Source organism: Shewanella sp. 5_MG-2023, assembly GCF_030547465.1.
Lineage (GTDB): Bacteria > Pseudomonadota > Gammaproteobacteria > Enterobacterales > Shewanellaceae > Shewanella.
In genome coordinates this window covers 1-15,746 of sequence record NZ_JAUORC010000020.1, presented here as the reverse complement: position 1 = coordinate 15,746, position 15,746 = coordinate 1, and the positions used below count along the sequence as shown (strand labels likewise).

14 protein-coding genes are annotated in these 15,746 nt (G+C 42.9%); 4 read left to right on the top strand and 10 right to left on the bottom strand.

The features are described 5' to 3' along the window. Window positions 1-56: 56 nt before the first annotated feature. The 3 genes from Q4557_RS12980 to Q4557_RS12970 form a co-directional block, all read right to left on the bottom strand. A complete protein-coding gene (locus tag Q4557_RS12980) occupies window positions 57-680 on the bottom strand; it encodes a bifunctional 4-hydroxy-2-oxoglutarate aldolase/2-dehydro-3-deoxy-phosphogluconate aldolase (protein ID WP_102437247.1) in 624 nt (207 codons plus the stop codon). Window positions 681-758: 78 nt separating this feature from the next. Further along, complete coding sequence (locus Q4557_RS12975; protein WP_303413198.1) at window positions 759-1,700, bottom strand: sugar kinase; 942 nt, start codon at window positions 1,698-1,700, stop codon at window positions 759-761. A gap of 18 nt (window positions 1,701-1,718) precedes the next feature. Then, complete coding sequence (locus tag Q4557_RS12970; protein WP_102437243.1) at window positions 1,719-2,051, bottom strand: cupin domain-containing protein; 333 nt, start codon at window positions 2,049-2,051, stop codon at window positions 1,719-1,721. 436 nt (window positions 2,052-2,487) lie between these two features. Here Q4557_RS12970 and Q4557_RS12965 point away from each other — a divergent pair, with 436 nt between their 5' ends. Further along, window positions 2,488-4,623, top strand: a complete 2,136-nt coding sequence (locus Q4557_RS12965) for a heparinase II/III family protein (RefSeq protein WP_102439905.1) — start codon at window positions 2,488-2,490, stop codon at window positions 4,621-4,623. Window positions 4,624-4,627: 4 nt separating this feature from the next. Continuing rightward, the gene (locus tag Q4557_RS12960) at window positions 4,628-6,778 is read left to right on the top strand and encodes a heparinase II/III family protein (RefSeq protein WP_102475843.1); all 2,151 of its coding nucleotides are present in this window, start codon (window positions 4,628-4,630) and stop codon (window positions 6,776-6,778) included. Between the two features lie 135 nt (window positions 6,779-6,913). On the opposite strand, the gene pstB is transcribed toward Q4557_RS12960, so the two are convergent. From pstB to Q4557_RS12940, 4 genes are all read right to left on the bottom strand, one after another. Continuing rightward, window positions 6,914-7,663 carry a phosphate ABC transporter ATP-binding protein PstB gene (pstB, locus tag Q4557_RS12955; RefSeq protein WP_303413193.1) on the bottom strand — a complete coding sequence of 250 codons (750 nt, stop codon included), beginning with the start codon at window positions 7,661-7,663 and terminating at the stop codon, window positions 6,914-6,916. Between the two features lie 12 nt (window positions 7,664-7,675). Then, window positions 7,676-8,539: a phosphate ABC transporter permease PstA gene (gene pstA, locus Q4557_RS12950; protein WP_076541860.1), complete on the bottom strand. Its 864-nt coding sequence runs from the start codon at window positions 8,537-8,539 to the stop codon at window positions 7,676-7,678. Further along, on the bottom strand, window positions 8,539-9,450 hold the full coding sequence (pstC, locus tag Q4557_RS12945; protein WP_076541861.1) for a phosphate ABC transporter permease subunit PstC: 912 nt from the start codon (window positions 9,448-9,450) through the stop codon (window positions 8,539-8,541). The genes pstA and pstC overlap by 1 nt, the downstream gene beginning before the upstream one ends. Window positions 9,451-9,524: 74 nt before the next feature. Further along, window positions 9,525-10,334, bottom strand: a complete 810-nt coding sequence (locus tag Q4557_RS12940) for a phosphate ABC transporter substrate-binding protein (RefSeq protein ID WP_303413189.1) — start codon at window positions 10,332-10,334, stop codon at window positions 9,525-9,527. Window positions 10,335-10,975: 641 nt separating this feature from the next. Between Q4557_RS12940 and Q4557_RS12935 the strand changes: the two genes are divergently transcribed. Further along, complete coding sequence (locus tag Q4557_RS12935) at window positions 10,976-12,181, top strand: potassium/proton antiporter (RefSeq protein WP_102475839.1); 1,206 nt, start codon at window positions 10,976-10,978, stop codon at window positions 12,179-12,181. A gap of 50 nt (window positions 12,182-12,231) precedes the next feature. Here the strand turns inward: Q4557_RS12935 and Q4557_RS12930 are convergent, their stop codons facing one another. The 3 genes from Q4557_RS12930 to Q4557_RS12920 form a co-directional block, all read right to left on the bottom strand. Continuing rightward, window positions 12,232-12,441: a DUF2061 domain-containing protein gene (locus Q4557_RS12930; RefSeq protein WP_102439900.1), complete on the bottom strand. Its 210-nt coding sequence runs from the start codon at window positions 12,439-12,441 to the stop codon at window positions 12,232-12,234. 200 nt (window positions 12,442-12,641) lie between these two features. Further along, window positions 12,642-13,544 (bottom strand): 1,4-dihydroxy-2-naphthoyl-CoA synthase, encoded by a 903-nt coding sequence (locus Q4557_RS12925; protein ID WP_102520252.1) that lies wholly within the window; start codon window positions 13,542-13,544, stop codon window positions 12,642-12,644. A gap of 87 nt (window positions 13,545-13,631) precedes the next feature. Then, window positions 13,632-13,979, bottom strand: a complete 348-nt coding sequence (locus tag Q4557_RS12920; protein WP_102475837.1) for a hypothetical protein — start codon at window positions 13,977-13,979, stop codon at window positions 13,632-13,634. Between the two features lie 168 nt (window positions 13,980-14,147). On the opposite strand from Q4557_RS12920, the gene ccoG reads away from it, so the two are divergent. Then, the gene (gene ccoG / locus Q4557_RS12915) at window positions 14,148-15,575 is read left to right on the top strand and encodes a cytochrome c oxidase accessory protein CcoG (RefSeq protein ID WP_102475836.1); all 1,428 of its coding nucleotides are present in this window, start codon (window positions 14,148-14,150) and stop codon (window positions 15,573-15,575) included. The last annotated feature ends 171 nt before the right edge of the window (window positions 15,576-15,746 follow it).

Below are 15,746 nucleotides of genomic sequence, written 5' to 3'. Positions count from 1 at the left end.
TTAATAAGCGCTGCAACTTGCTCATTTGCAGCAACTCATTATATTCACCACAGGTATTAGTTTAGTGCAGCTACCGCTTCACGAACTAAACGGCCAATTTCATCCCATTGCTGATTATCAACTAAATTCGCTGGCACCATCCAAGTTCCACCACAGGCAACCACAGCATCAACAGCTAAGTAGTCATTGATGTTTTTTGGTGAAACGCCACCAGTAGGCATGATTGTTACTGGGTAAACAGCGGTTAATGCTTTTAGCATTGATATGCCGCCAGAAGGCTCTGCTGGGAAAAACTTAACTGTGTCTAAACCCATTTCCATTGCTTGCTCAACTAATGATGGGTTGTTTACACCAGGGATAATCGGCATACCGCGTTGCTGACAGTATTTAACCGTGCTTGGGTTAAAACCTGGGCTAACAATAAAATCCACGCCTGCATCAATAGCCGCATCTACCGTTGCTGAATTTAATACCGTGCCCGCACCAATTAACATATCAGGGTAAGCTGCGCGCATATTCTTAATGGCTTGAGCCGCTGCTGGAGTACGGAAGGTAATTTCCGCACAAGGCATACCATTTTCAACTAAAACTTGGCTGAGTTTCACCGCATCATCGGCATTTTTTATGGCAATGACCGGGATAACTTTTAGCTGTTTTAGTCTTTCGTTTAGCGTGCTCATATTGTTTCCTTTTGAATAATAACTAGCGGTAATTCGCCCAAATGGATTACCTAAAACTGTTGCAGAAAATACTTAGCGCTATGAATCAAAGGCCATTGGTATTGCTGGCATTACGCTGATATCAATGATGGCACCTTTGTGCTGGATCACTTCACTTGCTAATGCATGACCGGTAAGCGCTGACTGTTGATGGCTTGCGCCCAGTAAACGTTGTGACAAATACCCAGCAGCAAATGAATCGCCCGCTGAGGTGGTATCAACCACAGTTTCTACTAAGGTGGCTGGCACACTAACTTGGCCGTCTTTGGTGACGATGAGGCACTCTTCTGCACCGCGCTTAATGACTACTTCGCTCATGCCTGCACTGAGGCTGCGATCGATACAGGTTGCCAGTTGCGTGTCACCAAACAAGGCTTGTTCGTCTTCAAACGTGAGTAAGCCAATATCGGTTAGGGCCAACATTTTAAGATAGCTTTCTTGGGCCTGTTGATGTGACTGCCACAATCTGGGACGGAAGTTATTATCAAAAATAATCTTGCCGCCATTGTCTTTACACTTTTGCAGGACGTCGAACAGTATTGCTCGGCTCTTAGGGGTTAAAATCGCCAAGCTAATACCTGATAAGTACAACACATCGTATTGACTGATCGTTGTTAGCAGTGTTGCTGAAGCGTGTTCTAACCAGAATTTTGCCGCGGCATCATTACGCCAGTAATGGAAGCTTCGCTCACCTTCGTCATCGACTTCGATAGCGTATAAACCTGGCAGCTTTTCAGACATAATTTGAACGTGCTGGGTATCTATGCCTTCTTGTTGCCAGCTTTTAAGCATGTTTTGGCTGAAGGGGTCTTGACCTAAGGCACTGAAGTAGCTGATGGTCATATTTTTATCTTGAGTTAATCGAGATAAATACACCGCAGTATTCAGGGTGTCACCACCGAAGCTTTGGACAAGTTCGCCATCACGTTGTTGCAGTTCAATCATGCATTCGCCAATGATACCGACCTTTAACATAGACATATCAGCTCCTATTTGGTTTTATAGAAAATCTTGACGAGCAGGATTGAACATATCAATTAAAATGCTGTCTTGCTCTAACGCGACGGCACCATGCATCACCATTTTAGGCGCAATATAAGCATCGCCAGCTTTAAGCACTTTTTTAACACCATCGATTTCAGCTTCAAAGCTGCCTGCAGCCACATAACCAATTTGATCGTGAATGTCGTGAGTATGCGGGTGGCCGATGGCACCTTTATCAAATTTTACAAATACAGCCATTAAATCAGGAGTATAACCAATTATTTTGCGGCTCAAACCATCACCTAGGTCTTCCCAAGCGGTTTTGTCGTCTTCATAAAATGCGTTCATTACAATCTCCTTTTATTGTCGATAGCAGCAAGTAAGCTATATTCATCAGGCCTTAGTGCTTGATTGAACTTTGTGGTATCGACTATTTATCTTGGCTAAAGTTGCCGCTCAATTTGTACGTTAATCGAACGCCACCTTGTTTAGTATGATCTAAGTGTACTAGTAAAATACTTTTATTTGTAATACAAATCTACCGTAACTGTGATCGGCTTCGTATTTGTTTTATATTATTTTACAGGTCATACATCTATCTGATTGATTTATCGGGTTAAAAATAAATTATGTAATTTATTCATTATTTTAATAAGCACAGTTGATAGTGAAAACTAAAACTAATAGTCAGTGATCCAAGTCTATTATTAGTTTATATATGCTGAAATTTTTGTTTATTTGTATTATTTTAGATTCAGATGAGCACTTTTAGTTTGAGGTTAATATGTCGCAAGCCATTAAAGCGGTACTTTTTGAACAGTCGGAAATCACATCAATCGCCAATGAATTAGGTAAAGATAGCCTAATGGGTAAAAGCTTAACCAAGTTAATTGAAGATACTGACGCGTTTATGGCGTTAGGGGTTGAAGTCCCTGGCCATAGTGAAGCGGGTGGTTATGCACATAATCGTCACAAACAAAACTATCAATATATTAACCAAGCAGGACGTTTGTTTCTGGTAACAGGTGAAGACAAGTACGCTCAGTATACAGCTGACCTGTTACTTGCTTATGCAGATAAGTATTTGAAGCTTGATTATCATGAGCAATTGAACACTAACCCACCGGGTCGTTTGTTTCATCAAATCCTCAATGAACATGTCTTCCTGCTTTATTCTAGCTTAGGTTATAGCTGTATTCGCCATTGGTTATCTGCTGAGCAGCAGCAAACCATTATCGATGGTTTATTCCAGCCAATGTTAGATATGTTTACTGATAAGTATGCATTCGATTTTGACCGCATCCATAACCACGGCATCTGGGCTGTAGCAGCTGTTGCCATGTGTGGTTTAGCCATCGATAAGCCTGAATATGTTGAAATGTCTATTCACGGTCTTAAAGGTGATGACATTGAAGGCGGTTATTTAGCGCAAATCAGTAAGTTGTTTGCTCCTTCTGGTTACTACATGGAAGGTCCTTACTATCATCGTTATGCCATTCGTCCACTATGTTTGTTTGCTGAGGCGATTCACCGTCACCGTCCTGAGCTAGATATCTTTAACTTTAACGGTCAAGTCATTGGTAAAACCGTTAAAGCAATGCTGGCAACAGCTTATCCAAATGGGGTATTCCCTGCATTAAATGATGCTTCACTGACCATGGATATTTGCGATGCGGGTGTGATTGTGGCGCTGAGCTTATACGCGAAACACTATGGTATTGATGATGACATCTTAGGCATGGCGCAGATTCAAGATACAGTGTGGGTTAATGCTTGTGGCCAAGCACTTTCAAGCGCTTTTGATAACAATGAAGCTGCTTTAAACCCTTGCTGGGCCAGTGTTGAGCTAAACGAAGGCCCAAATGGTGATCGTGGCGCGCAGGCATTTTTACGTATGCAAAGTAATAAAGGCGATGTGAGCCAGTTAGTGATGAACTACGGTCAACACGGCATGGGCCATGGTCACTTTGATACCTTAGGAGTGAGCTTCTTTAACAATGGCCAAGAAGTATTACGTGAATACGGCTTTGGTCGCTGGGTTAACGTGGAGCCAAAATTTGGTGGTCGTTACTTAGATGAAAACAAATCTTATGCTCGCCAAACTATTGCCCATAATGCGGTAGCGGTAGATCAAAAGTGTCAAAACAACTTTGACGTTAAATTAGCTGATAGCCGCCACGGTGAACCACACTTCTTTAGCGGTGATGATAAAGAAATTCAAGGTGTGAGTGCATTTTGTCGTGACTTCTATGAAGGGGTTGATCAGCAACGTAGCTTGCTCATGATAAACGACGAGCGTTTAGCACAACCCATCTTGGTTGATTTATACCGTTTAACCAGTGAGGTGGCGCATCAATATGACTACGCACTGCATTACGATGGTCAAATCGTGCGGACAAACTTTGATTATCAAACTCACGCCGAGTTATCGACGCTAGGTGATGATTTTGGTTATCAACATCTTTGGAATGTTGGTCAAGGTAAAGCAAAAGACACCACTTTAGTGAGCTGGTTACAAGGTAGCAGCTATTACACTTGGCTTACGGCATCAAGCGAAGAAGACGAAGTTATCTTTACTCGCAGCGGCGCCAATGACCCATCATTTAACTTACGCAGCGAGCCAGGCTTAGTATTACGTCGCAATGCAAAAGACACGCTATTTGCCAACGTACTTGAGACTCATGGTTACTTTAATGAAGCCATTGAAGCCAGTACTGAAGCCCGCGGCCAAATTACCGAGGTTAAGGTTATTGGCACCAATGAGCAGGGATCGGTCATCGAAATTATCGCTAAAGATTACTCAATCATTGTGATGGTCAGTAACCAAGTTGGCGTGACTGACGAGAGCAAAACTAGCGTGACATTTAACAATCAAGATTTCCAATGGCAGGGTTACTTTGCTGTTGAAGTAAGAGGTTAATACCATGAGTTACCAACCATTATTAATGAGCTTTGAAGAAGCTGCTGAGTTACGTACTCATCTAAATACAGACAGCTTAATGGGCCGCTCTATTGCTACTGAAGTGGCAGCTCTAGAAGCTTATCTACCTGTTGGCATTGAAATTCCTGGCCACGGTGAAGCGGGCGGTTATGAGCATAACCGCCACAAGCAAAACTACATCCACCTGGATTTAGCAGGGCGTTTATTCTTGATCACTCAAGATAAGCGCTACCTTGATTACGCTAAAACCATGTTGGTTGAGTACGCTAAGGTGTATACCAGCTTTGAGCTGAACACTAGCCGTGACTCAAACCCACCAGGGCGTATTTTCCATCAGACACTGAATGAAAACATGTGGATGCTGTATGCATCTTGTGCTTATTCGTGTATTCGTCATGAATTAACCACTGACGAACAACAGTTGATCGAAAACGACTTATTCCGTCCTATGATTGACTTGTTTGTTGATACTTATGCCCACGATTTTGACATCGTCCATAACCACGGCCTTTGGGCTGTGGCGGGTGTGGGTATTTGTGGTTACGCCATTAACGACCAAGCCAGTGTTGATAAAGCACTTTATGGCTTAGCGGGTGACAGCGTATCAGGTGGCTTTATTGCTCAGCTTACGCAACTGTTCTCGCCAGATGGTTACTATATGGAAGGTCCGTATTATCACCGTTTCTCGCTTAGACCGATTTACTTATTTGCTGAGACTATTCAACGTCGTCAGCCTGAAATCGATATCTATAACTTAAAAGATCAAGTGATTAAAACCACCACTTACGCCGTGATGTCTACCGCGTTCCCTAATGGTGTGTTGCCAGCCCTTAATGATTCATCTAAAACCATGGACATTAAAGACGAAGGGGTACTGATTGCCACTAGCGTGTGCTTTAAGCGTTACTCCCAAGATGACAACCTTAAATCAATGGCTGTGCATCAAGATAAGGTTTGGGTACATGGTTCAGGTGCAGCATTATCTGACGGTGTAGCAAACTCTGAAAAACTCGCCGGTTTTAACTGGGGTAGTTTACAACTCACTGACGGCCCACAAGGCGAGCGCGGCGGTATTTCAATTTTACGTCATCGTGATGTTAAAGCTGACGATAGCATGGCGCTACTATGGTACGGCCAACACGGTAGTGACCATAAATTGCATTCAGCATTAGATCACGGTCATTTTGATGGTTTACACCTCAGCCTGTTTAATCACGGTCAAGAAGTGACTCACGACTATGGCTTTGGCCGTTGGGTTAACGTTGAGCCAAAATTTGGCGGTCGTTACATCCCAGAAAACAAAAGCTACTGTAAGCAAACTGTTGCTCACAATACAGTTGTGGTTGATGAAACCAGTCAAAACCAAGGTGACACCGCCACTGCTGAAGCACGTTGGGGTGAACCGCACTTCTTTGTGGCAGGTGATAACAACATGCAAGCCATGAGTGCATTTGTACGTGGCTACTACCCAGGGGTTGATCAACAACGCACAGTAGTGATGTTCGAAGTTGCCGGCATTGCTAAGCCAATCGTATTGGATTTATTCCGCTTAACCAGTGACGAGCAGCATACCTATGATTATGTAATGCATCACAGCGGTCAAATTATCCGTACTGATTTTGAGTACCAAACGGCGTCTAAGCTTAAGCCTGTCGGTGAAAAATCAGGTTATCAGCACTTGTGGAACATTGCTTCAGGCAAGGTTGATCAGCAAGGCAGCTTGGTAAGCTGGTTAATGGGCAGCAGCTACTATTCAATGGTGAGCAGCGCAACCCAAGACAGTGAAGTCATTTTTGCCCGTACTGGCGCCAATGATCCTGATTTTAACTTACGCAGCGAGCCGGTAATGCTGTTACGTCAGCAAGGCAAGACGCATTTATTTGCTAACGTCTATGAAACCCATGGCTATTTCAATGAAGCGATTGAAGCGAGCACTGATGCTCGCGGTCAAGTGAGCAAGGTTGAAGTACTCACTCACACAGCTGATGCATCAGCTGTGAAACTGACGCTGGTGTCAGGCCAAGAGGTTAATGTGTTTGTATCAAACAAAGCTGATGTCAATGCAGACAGCCACACAAGCCTTGAAATTGCTGGTAAAACAGTAAGCTGGAAAGGTGAAGTGCATATTGGTTAATGGCCAATAAGGCTGCCTAATAAGCAGTCTTATTTATTACCAATCAAAAAAGCCCGAGCTAACCATGTTAGTCTCGGGCTTTTTGTCTTTAGCGGGCAGTATAAGCAGGCTTGGATAAACTATTTAGTAGACAGCTTAACCAAATTCACCGCTAACATAACCTTGAGTGCGGCTATCTACTGGGTTTTGGAATAAGGTGGCGGTATCCGCGTGTTCAACTAACTCGCCCATCCAGAAGAAGGCGGTTTTATCTGAAATCCGTTTTGCCTGATTCATTGAGTGAGTCACAATTACGATGGTGAACTTTTTACGTAGCTCGTCCATTAACTCTTCAATTTTATGGGTAGCTATCGGATCAAGCGCACTGGTTGGCTCGTCCATCAAAATCACTTCAGGTTGCATAGCAATGGCACGGGCAATACACAAACGTTGCTGCTGACCGCCTGATAAACCAAGTGCTGGACTATGAAGGCGTTCTTTCACTTCATCCCATAATGCTGCACCGCGTAGAGACTCCTCTACGGTTTTATCAATCACTGACTTGTCTTTTTCGCCTTGCGCTTTTAGGCCAAAGGCAACATTGTCATAAATACTCATCGGGAATGGGTTGGGTTTTTGAAATACCATGCCCACGCGCATCCGCAGTTGTTTTACATCAATGTCTGAATATATGTTTTCGCCTTCAAATAACACATCACCATCAATTTTTACCCCTGCCACTAAGTCGTTCATGCGGTTTAAGGTGCGCAATAAGGTTGATTTACCACAACCAGATGGACCAATTAACGCCGTGACCTGTTTAGCAGGAATAGGCAATGAAATATTCTTCAGCGCTTGGTTTTCGCCGTAGAAAAGGTTGAGATTATTGACTTCAAGCTTGTTCATTTTTAAATTGCCTTAATGTGAATGTTTATCAAATCGAGCTGCGATAATTTTGGTGGCTAGATTGAGTACTAGCACTAATACAATCAAGATGGTGGCTGTGGCATAGGCCTGATCCCACTCATGTTGAGTAAATAATTCTTGGGTGAGTTTATATAAATGCACGGTTAAGGTGCGGCCAGAATCTAATACTGATTCAGGAATTTGTGTCACCATGCCTGCGGTTAAAAATACCGGTGCCGACTCACCAATAACGCGGCCTGTACTCAAAATAATTGAGGTCACAATACCCGGTAATGCGTTAGGTAAAATGAGGCGCCAAATGGTATAAATCTTTGAACTGCCCAGTGCATAACCCCCTTCACGGTAGCTCATAGGTACCGCCATTAGCGCTTCTTCAGTGGTGCGGATTATCACAGGTAAAATCAGCATTGATAGTGTCAGCGCGCCAGCAAGGATAGAGAACCCAAGGCCCAGTACTGTCACAAAGAAGGTCATACCAAACAGACCGTAAACAATCGATGGAATACCGGCTAATGATTCAATACAAAAACGGATCACTTCAACCAATTTACTGCCAGGTTTGGCGTATTCGGTTAAGTAAATAGCGGTCATAATCCCCAGTGGCGCTGCGATACCCAGTGACAATCCAACCATATAAACGGTTGATACAATCATCGCCCAAATACCTGATGCTTCGCCAATGCGTGTGTAGCTACTGGTAATAAACTCCCAACTGACATGGCTTAAGCCGTTAGATAAAATGTGCCACACGACCCAAAGTAAAAATACTATGGTGAGCGCTGCAGATGCCCAAACGCCTGCCAGTGCAGCCTTGTCTTTAAACACTCGGGATTGCTTGTTTGATACTTGAGTCATTATGCATGCCCTCTTTTACGGTTTAGATAAAGTAGTCCAGCATTTAAACAAACGATAAAGGCCAGTAATACAATGCCTGTAGCGTATAAAGCACTTGAGTGGATGCCGGTTGCATAAGACATTTCCATAGCGATGTTAGCCGTTAATGAACGTGCAGGTTCAAGTAGTGAACCTGGCATAGCAGGAGCATTACCCATCACCATGATAATGGCCATGGTTTCACCAATGGCGCGGGCGACACCTAAAGCCACACCGGTATAAATTCCGCTTTTAGCAGCAGGAATTAATACGTTAAAAATACTGTAAATGTGCGATGCCCCTAAGGCTAAAGCACCTTCTTTATAAGTCGGGGTGAGTGCGCGTAGTGATGTTTCTGAAATCGTAATAACCGTTGGCAAAATCATAATCGCCAACACGATAATCCCCGCTAATAGAGTGTTACCTGCAGGAATATTAAAAATGCTTTCAATAGCTGGCACGATAACAATCAAACCGAAAAAGCCATAAACCACCGACGGAATACCCGCTAATAGCTCAACAGCAGGTCTAACAATGTTGGCGAGCCACTTTGGGGCAATTTCCGCTAAGAAGACAGCGGTTAATATTGCGACTGGTACGCCAATCATTACCGCGCCCATGGTTGAAGCAAGCGAGGCGACAATCATGGCGGCTATACCGTAAAGCGCAGGTGGTAGCCATTCTTTACCAAAAATGAGGTTTAACACTCCCGCTTCTTTAAATGCGGGTAATCCTTCATAGAAAACGAACCAGCCAATAGTGATGACCGATACCACGCCGACCATGGCGCTGAGAAAAAATAACCCGTGAAAGAGTAGTTCAACCCAATCAATTTTCTTGGCAGGAGACAGTGACACCTTTGTCGTCATGTCTATTTTGCTAGCCGTTTCCATGTTACAACCTCTATATAAACAAAAAGCAGCATAAGAAGGTCTAGGCCTTCTTATGCCATGCATTCAATCAGTAATTACTGAACGCGGATGTAGCCTTCTTCTGCAACGATACCTTGACCGTCTGCAGACATAATAAATTCAATAAATGATTTTGCTGTTGCTGGTGCGTCTTCATTTATTAACGCAATGAAAGGGCGGGCAATTTGATAGTCGCCAGCGGCAATGTTGCTATCGGTAGCTGCAACACCATTGACTGATAATGCGTTGAGTGAATCATCAACACTACCTAGTGAAATATAACCAATAGCGTATGGGTTGTTAGCAACGATGGTTTTAATCATGCCGTTACCGTTACCGACTTGAGCGGAAGGAGTAATAGCAGTTACTGTGTGGCCATTAACTTTACGTTGTAGCTGCATGATTTCTTCAAATGCGCCACGAGTACCTGAACCATTTTCGCGAGTAACAACAACGATTGGACGTGCTTCGCCGCCAACTTCGCTCCAGTTTTTGATTTCGCCACGGTAGATTTTAGAAATTTGTTTTTGAGTCAGATCTTTAACTGGGTTTGCTTTGTTTACTGCAGCAGCAATACCATCACGAGCGATAACGATTTCTTTTGTTTTTGGCGTTAATTCATTTGGTTTGATATTACGAGATGACATACCAATCATACTGGTGCCATCTTTAGCGGCGCGAATACCTGCTGATGAGCCGGTGCCCTGTACTTCAACATTTTTGTTTGTCGTATTTTGATAATTCTCTGCCAGCACTTCCATAACGTGGGCAACAGAGGTTGAACCAGACACTGTAACTGTACCAGCTTGAACAAGAGGTGCTGCCATTAAACCAACAGCTGTTAGTAAACCAATCACTTTTTTCATCACAAGTTCCACTTAATATAGGTAGTTCGTTTAATCCATTTGGATATCAACATTAGGGCGCTTCTCTTTTAAGGTTCGATTTGAAGCGAGTGCATTAAGACAGATCAATATGACAGTTAAGTTACAGTCAAAAGCGAGCAAATTAATTTGGATTAATTGTGGTTAGGTTGTTGTTTTGCTGATGTTAATTGGTTGTTATCAATAACGGGTGGTCGAGTGAGGCATTTTGGAAGTTGGCTTTTAATTTCTTAAATTTGCAGGCTTTATGTGGATATAGTTGTAGTGGGTGCTTGGGTGCGTTCGGGGCTTGTCAGCTAGTTGTTTTGCTGTGTTAAGTTAATTGTGAATTAAGTTTATTTTAACCTTGTGTCGATATTTGGGTTTTTCTTTATGCAGTGGTTATTAACATTTGGGCTAATATGAAAGTTTTATGACAATCAATTAAGGCGCTAAAATAATATACAATTAGTAAGCTAAACCGCCGTTTGAGTGGGGTTAAGTCATCGCAATGTACACTGCAACATCGTCTTTTTACCTTTTCATTGCCAAGTTTACGAGCAACTAAGATATGCACACCGCATGCAACGCCCACTCTTACAGCAGAGAGCATCGACATTATTCACACTATATAAGGTAAATGTATGACAACAGAAATGGTCATGATTGGCATCTCAGTACTCATTGTTATTGGCATTTTATTGCACCATCCATCTCGCACCTTAGGCATACCTTCGTTGCTGATATTTATGGGGGTCGGTTTATCCTTGGGTAATGGTGAGTTTAATTTCGTGTATGACAATCTCGACCAAACTGCATGGATAGGGGGGTTGGCACTTAATGTGATTGTATTTGTCGGTGGCTTAAATACCTCCACCGATAAAATTAAAGTGGCCTATAAAGAAGGCGGAGTATTAGCGTCATTTGGGGTGATATTTACCACACTCATCTTTGCGGCAATTCTTTATGGACTGCTGGATTTTAATCTAATCACCTGCTTGTTATTTGCCGCTATCGTATCTTCAACTGATGCGGCGGCAGTATTTTCAATTTTAGAGTCTAAAAAGCTTAAGTTAAAAGAGCAAACCGATACTGTGCTGGAGTTCGAGTCAGCCACCAATGACCCTGTGGCAATGCTAATGGTGATTGTATTAACCGATATGACACTGGCTTCTCATCAAGCGGTTGCTATTTCAACCTTATCACTGCACCTAGCGAGCCAGATTTTGGTTGCCATTGTGGTGGGCTTCTTAATTGGTAAATTAGCAGTATTACTGCTTAATCGAATTAGTTTGGCTGAATTCGGGCTTATTCCGGTATTTGTGTTAGCGAGCTTTATTATTGCTACTTATAGCGCCGAGATGCTTGGCGGTAATATTTTACTGGCGTCTTATATTGCTGGTGTGGTGATAGGTAATGGCATTAAGCGCGGCCAACTGGTTAATTTACACTTTTTTAATAGTTTATCTTGGTTGGCGCAGGCGTTGATGTTTATCGTGCTCGGACTGCAGATATTCCCGCAGACATTAATGAACGTCTTTTGGATTTCTATTATTCCGGGGCTATTACTTATCTTGGTCGCGAGACCGTTAGCGGTGCAGTTATGTTACTTGCCGTTTGTGAAGGCCAGCTGGAAAAAGCGTTTATTTATTTCAATGATAGGCCTAAAAGGGGCAACTCCGATTGTGTTTGCCTTAATACCTGCAGCGGCAGGCGTACCAGGTGCGATAGAAATCGTCCACATGGTATTCTTTTTTGTATTGATGTCTGTGTTTATTCAGGGCGGCGCTATTGCACCCTTGGCCAATAAACTTGGGTTAGAGCAAAAAGAGCAGCATAAAGCAGAGTGATCGATCAGATCATTTGATACTGTAATTGGCTAAGCCATTATAAATGGGGGTTAAGCTGCGCTGAGTTGTTGCAAGGTATCTTCAGCTTTAGCTTGCTCAATGCGTTTCCAGACTTTCTCATGAAAATAGAATACTACGGTATTTACAGCAGGTTCTAATAGTGCGATAGCGCCGCCGATAACAATACTGCCTGTTAATAGATAAGTGACAGTAAAAGCGACACAGAAATGTAAGATGGCGAAAGTGATTGTTTTTTTCATGATAAATGACCTGTTTTATTAATCTGATGCAAATGATAATTGTTATCATCTAGGTTGTAAAGGTCAGTTTATCGATAGGCGTTATTTGATTTTTCAATTAAGCCGACCGAGAAATGGTCGGCTTAATTTGCTGCTATTACTATGAGTGGCTGACATCTTCTAAGTTAACGATAGTAAGCAACAGTAAGCAACAGCAAGTATTAGTAATGCCAAGGGAACTTAGAAAAGTCTTGGTCGCGCTTTTCTAAAAATGCATCACGGCCTTCTTGCGCTTCGTCTGTGCCATAAGCTAAACGAGTGGCTTCACCAGCAAATAATTGCTGCCCAACCAAACCATCATCTGGCAAGTTAAAGCCATATTTGAGCATACGCATCGCGGTTGGGGATTTACTGTTGATTTCTTTCGCCCAGCTTAATGCTTCAGTTTCAAGTTCAGCATGGGGGATAGAGCGGTTAACCATGCCCATATCAAACGCTTCATCAGCGGTATAATTAAAGCCAAGGAAGAAAATCTCACGAGCACGTTTTTGGCCGATCATTTTCGCTAAATAAGCACTACCATAGCCTGAGTCAAAACTGCCTACATCAGGATCCGTTTGCTTAAATACCGCATGTTCTTTAGAAGCTAAGGTGAGGTCGCACACAACATGTAAGCTATGGCCGCCGCCAACAGCCCAGCCAGGTACTACAGCAATAACCACTTTAGGCATAAAGCGGATAAGGCGTTGTACTTCTAATATGTGCAAGCGGCCCATGCGTGCCACATCAGGTTTACCTTCTTCTGCGCCTTCATATTTATAGCCATCTTTACCTCGGATACGCTGATCGCCACCGGCGCAAAAAGAGTGCTGACCTTTTGCTGATGGGCCGTTACCTGTAATTAATACACAGCCGACATCAGACCATTGGCGGGCATGATCTAACGCAGTGTAGAGTTCATCAACGGTTTTTGGGCGGAATGAATTAAGACAGTCGGGGCGGTTAATCGCGATACGCACCGTACCTTGATCTTTTGCGCGATGATAAGTGATGTCTTCAAAATCGAAGTCAGTTACAGTGTCCCAAAGTGTTGGGTCGAATATGTCGGAAACCTGCTGAGTCATTTTTTGCTAGCCTTTTTCAATAGATTATCCAAAGGCTAGGCTGAAATAATTCTCAGGTCAATTGACATAGGGCAGGAAAGCCAAAAATTATATTTTATCGCAGATAAATTGCAGGTTTTGTTTACTAATAGCAGGATGTGTCAGCCCAAAACCGCAATACTCATCTTTAAATGCACTCACAGACTCATTGTCAGTAAACACGCTTTTCAGTTCAGTGAGTTCTTTAGCTGTCAGTCTTTCAATCACCTCACTGGGAATGGTGGGGATGATATCTTCCTTTCTGGTGATCTTAGTGCCCGTCATTGATTTTAGTTTTTTTTCTGTATCGTTGAATACCGACTCAACTGCAGCAATAGGTTCATCTAATTTGTCGGTTTCGGTGGCAAAGTAGTAAATAACGCCGCCAATCAGTGCTATAAGGATCCAGCCTCTCATCTTTTAGTCCAATTAAAGTGAAAAAGTTTAAACAATGCGAGTATAATACACTCAATTAACACTCTATAAACGAGTGCGTAGCAGTTACAGGCTATTTTTATCTAAATTAATAACGTTTTCTGTAACCTAAACAGAATTTGCCCCTTTTTTGAGTAGTAAGGCATCAAGATGACACAAGAATCTCAAACTAAAGATTACGCTAAGCAAACCCGGATCAAGATTCATCAACCCGACGCCAGTAAAGCGGATCGCTTTAATCCGAGTAACAGTATCTATGTCCGTGCTGTCACAGGACTGTGGACCACGGTAAGACGCCGTATTGGCTGGGCGACTTTATCTTTCTTTCTTATCCTGCCTTGGTTGCCTTGGGGTGATAGACAAGCCGTGTGGTTTAATTTGGGTGAACAGAAGTTCCACATCTTTAATCTCACTATTTGGCCGCAAGATTTAACCCTATTGGCAGCACTCTTTACTATTGCCGCATTTGGACTGTTTTTTGTTACCACCTATCTCGGGCGAGTTTGGTGTGGCTACACTTGTCCGCAAACCGTGTGGACATTTATCTTTATCTGGTTAGAAGAGAAGTTTGAAGGTGCGCGAAATAAACGTATCAAGCTAGATCAGATGCCCTGGAGCTTTAATAAGCTATGGCGTAAAACAGCCAAACACACTTCTTGGTTACTCATATCATTACTTACAGCGATGACCTTTGTGTCGTACTTTGTGCCAAGCCGTGAAGTCTATATTGATGTATTTACCCTTAATGCCGATATTGGCATTTATTTCTGGGTAGTATTTTTTACCTTAGCAACCTACGGTAATGCTGGCTGGATGCGTGAGATCATGTGTATTCATATGTGCCCTTATGCGCGCTTCCAAGCAGCCATGTTTGATAAGAACACTTATATAGTCGGTTATGACGCAAAACGTGGTGAAACCCGTGGCCCACGTTCACGCAAAGCAGACCCTAAAGAAATGGGCTTAGGTGATTGTATTGACTGTGACCTATGTGTCCAAGTTTGCCCTACCGGTATTGATATTCGTAATGGGCTGCAATATGAGTGTATTAACTGCGGCGCCTGTATTGATGCCTGCGATACCACAATGGAGCGAATGGGTTATGACAAGGGACTTATCAGCTACACCACCGAAAATAAATTAGAAAACGTTAAAGAAAGCATCATAAGACCGAAATTGGTGGGTTATGGTGTGGCGTTAACAGTCATGATCTTAGTGTTTATCTATGCCAGCGCCACAATTGCCCCTGTGCGAATGGATGTTATCCGAGACCGAAATGCTTTATATAGAATAACCAACGATGGCTTAGTGCAGAACACCTATACCTTAAAGCTACTTAATAAAACTGAGCAAGCACAGCAATATGCACTTTCGATGGATGGTATTGAAGGATATGAATGGAGCGGTCCACAAACCGTATCAGTGCAAGCGGGTGAAGTGCTCACCTTACCTATTAGTATTGCTGTCGATCCAGGGGTGTTAGAGCGAACCGTGACTAAAATTAACTTAATCGTAGCCGCGACCATTGATGATAAGGCCGTTGTCATCAAACAAGAATCAAGATTCTTTGGTGAGTAAAGCCTGATATAGCGCCTTAAAAGGGACGGTTAGTCCCTTTTTTGTGCGTTTTGTTTGAAATAGCAACGAACAAGCCATTTTCTATCGTTTTCTTCATAAAAGCCCTTGCGCTAAATCTTAACTTGCCTATAATGCGCATCCACTGACACGGCGACAGGCCAATAGCCTCAA

What these genes read in the sequence shown, in the direction of transcription:
- Q4557_RS12980 (WP_102437247.1), bottom strand. Translation starts at nt 680, where the DNA reads ATGAGCACGCTAAACGAAAGACTAAAACAGCTAAAAGTTATCCCGGTC.
- Q4557_RS12975 (WP_303413198.1), bottom strand. Translation starts at nt 1,700, where the DNA reads ATGTCTATGTTAAAGGTCGGTATCATTGGCGAATGCATGATTGAACTG.
- Q4557_RS12970 (WP_102437243.1), bottom strand. Translation starts at nt 2,051, where the DNA reads ATGAACGCATTTTATGAAGACGACAAAACCGCTTGGGAAGACCTAGGT.
- Q4557_RS12965 (WP_102439905.1), top strand. Translation starts at nt 2,488, where the DNA reads ATGTCGCAAGCCATTAAAGCGGTACTTTTTGAACAGTCGGAAATCACA.
- Q4557_RS12960 (WP_102475843.1), top strand. Translation starts at nt 4,628, where the DNA reads ATGAGTTACCAACCATTATTAATGAGCTTTGAAGAAGCTGCTGAGTTA.
- pstB (WP_303413193.1), bottom strand. Translation starts at nt 7,663, where the DNA reads ATGAACAAGCTTGAAGTCAATAATCTCAACCTTTTCTACGGCGAAAAC.
- pstA (WP_076541860.1), bottom strand. Translation starts at nt 8,539, where the DNA reads ATGACTCAAGTATCAAACAAGCAATCCCGAGTGTTTAAAGACAAGGCT.
- pstC (WP_076541861.1), bottom strand. Translation starts at nt 9,450, where the DNA reads ATGGAAACGGCTAGCAAAATAGACATGACGACAAAGGTGTCACTGTCT.
- Q4557_RS12940 (WP_303413189.1), bottom strand. Translation starts at nt 10,334, where the DNA reads ATGAAAAAAGTGATTGGTTTACTAACAGCTGTTGGTTTAATGGCAGCA.
- Q4557_RS12935 (WP_102475839.1), top strand. Translation starts at nt 10,976, where the DNA reads ATGACAACAGAAATGGTCATGATTGGCATCTCAGTACTCATTGTTATT.
- Q4557_RS12930 (WP_102439900.1), bottom strand. Translation starts at nt 12,441, where the DNA reads ATGAAAAAAACAATCACTTTCGCCATCTTACATTTCTGTGTCGCTTTT.
- Q4557_RS12925 (WP_102520252.1), bottom strand. Translation starts at nt 13,544, where the DNA reads ATGACTCAGCAGGTTTCCGACATATTCGACCCAACACTTTGGGACACT.
- Q4557_RS12920 (WP_102475837.1), bottom strand. Translation starts at nt 13,979, where the DNA reads ATGAGAGGCTGGATCCTTATAGCACTGATTGGCGGCGTTATTTACTAC.
- ccoG (WP_102475836.1), top strand. Translation starts at nt 14,148, where the DNA reads ATGACACAAGAATCTCAAACTAAAGATTACGCTAAGCAAACCCGGATC.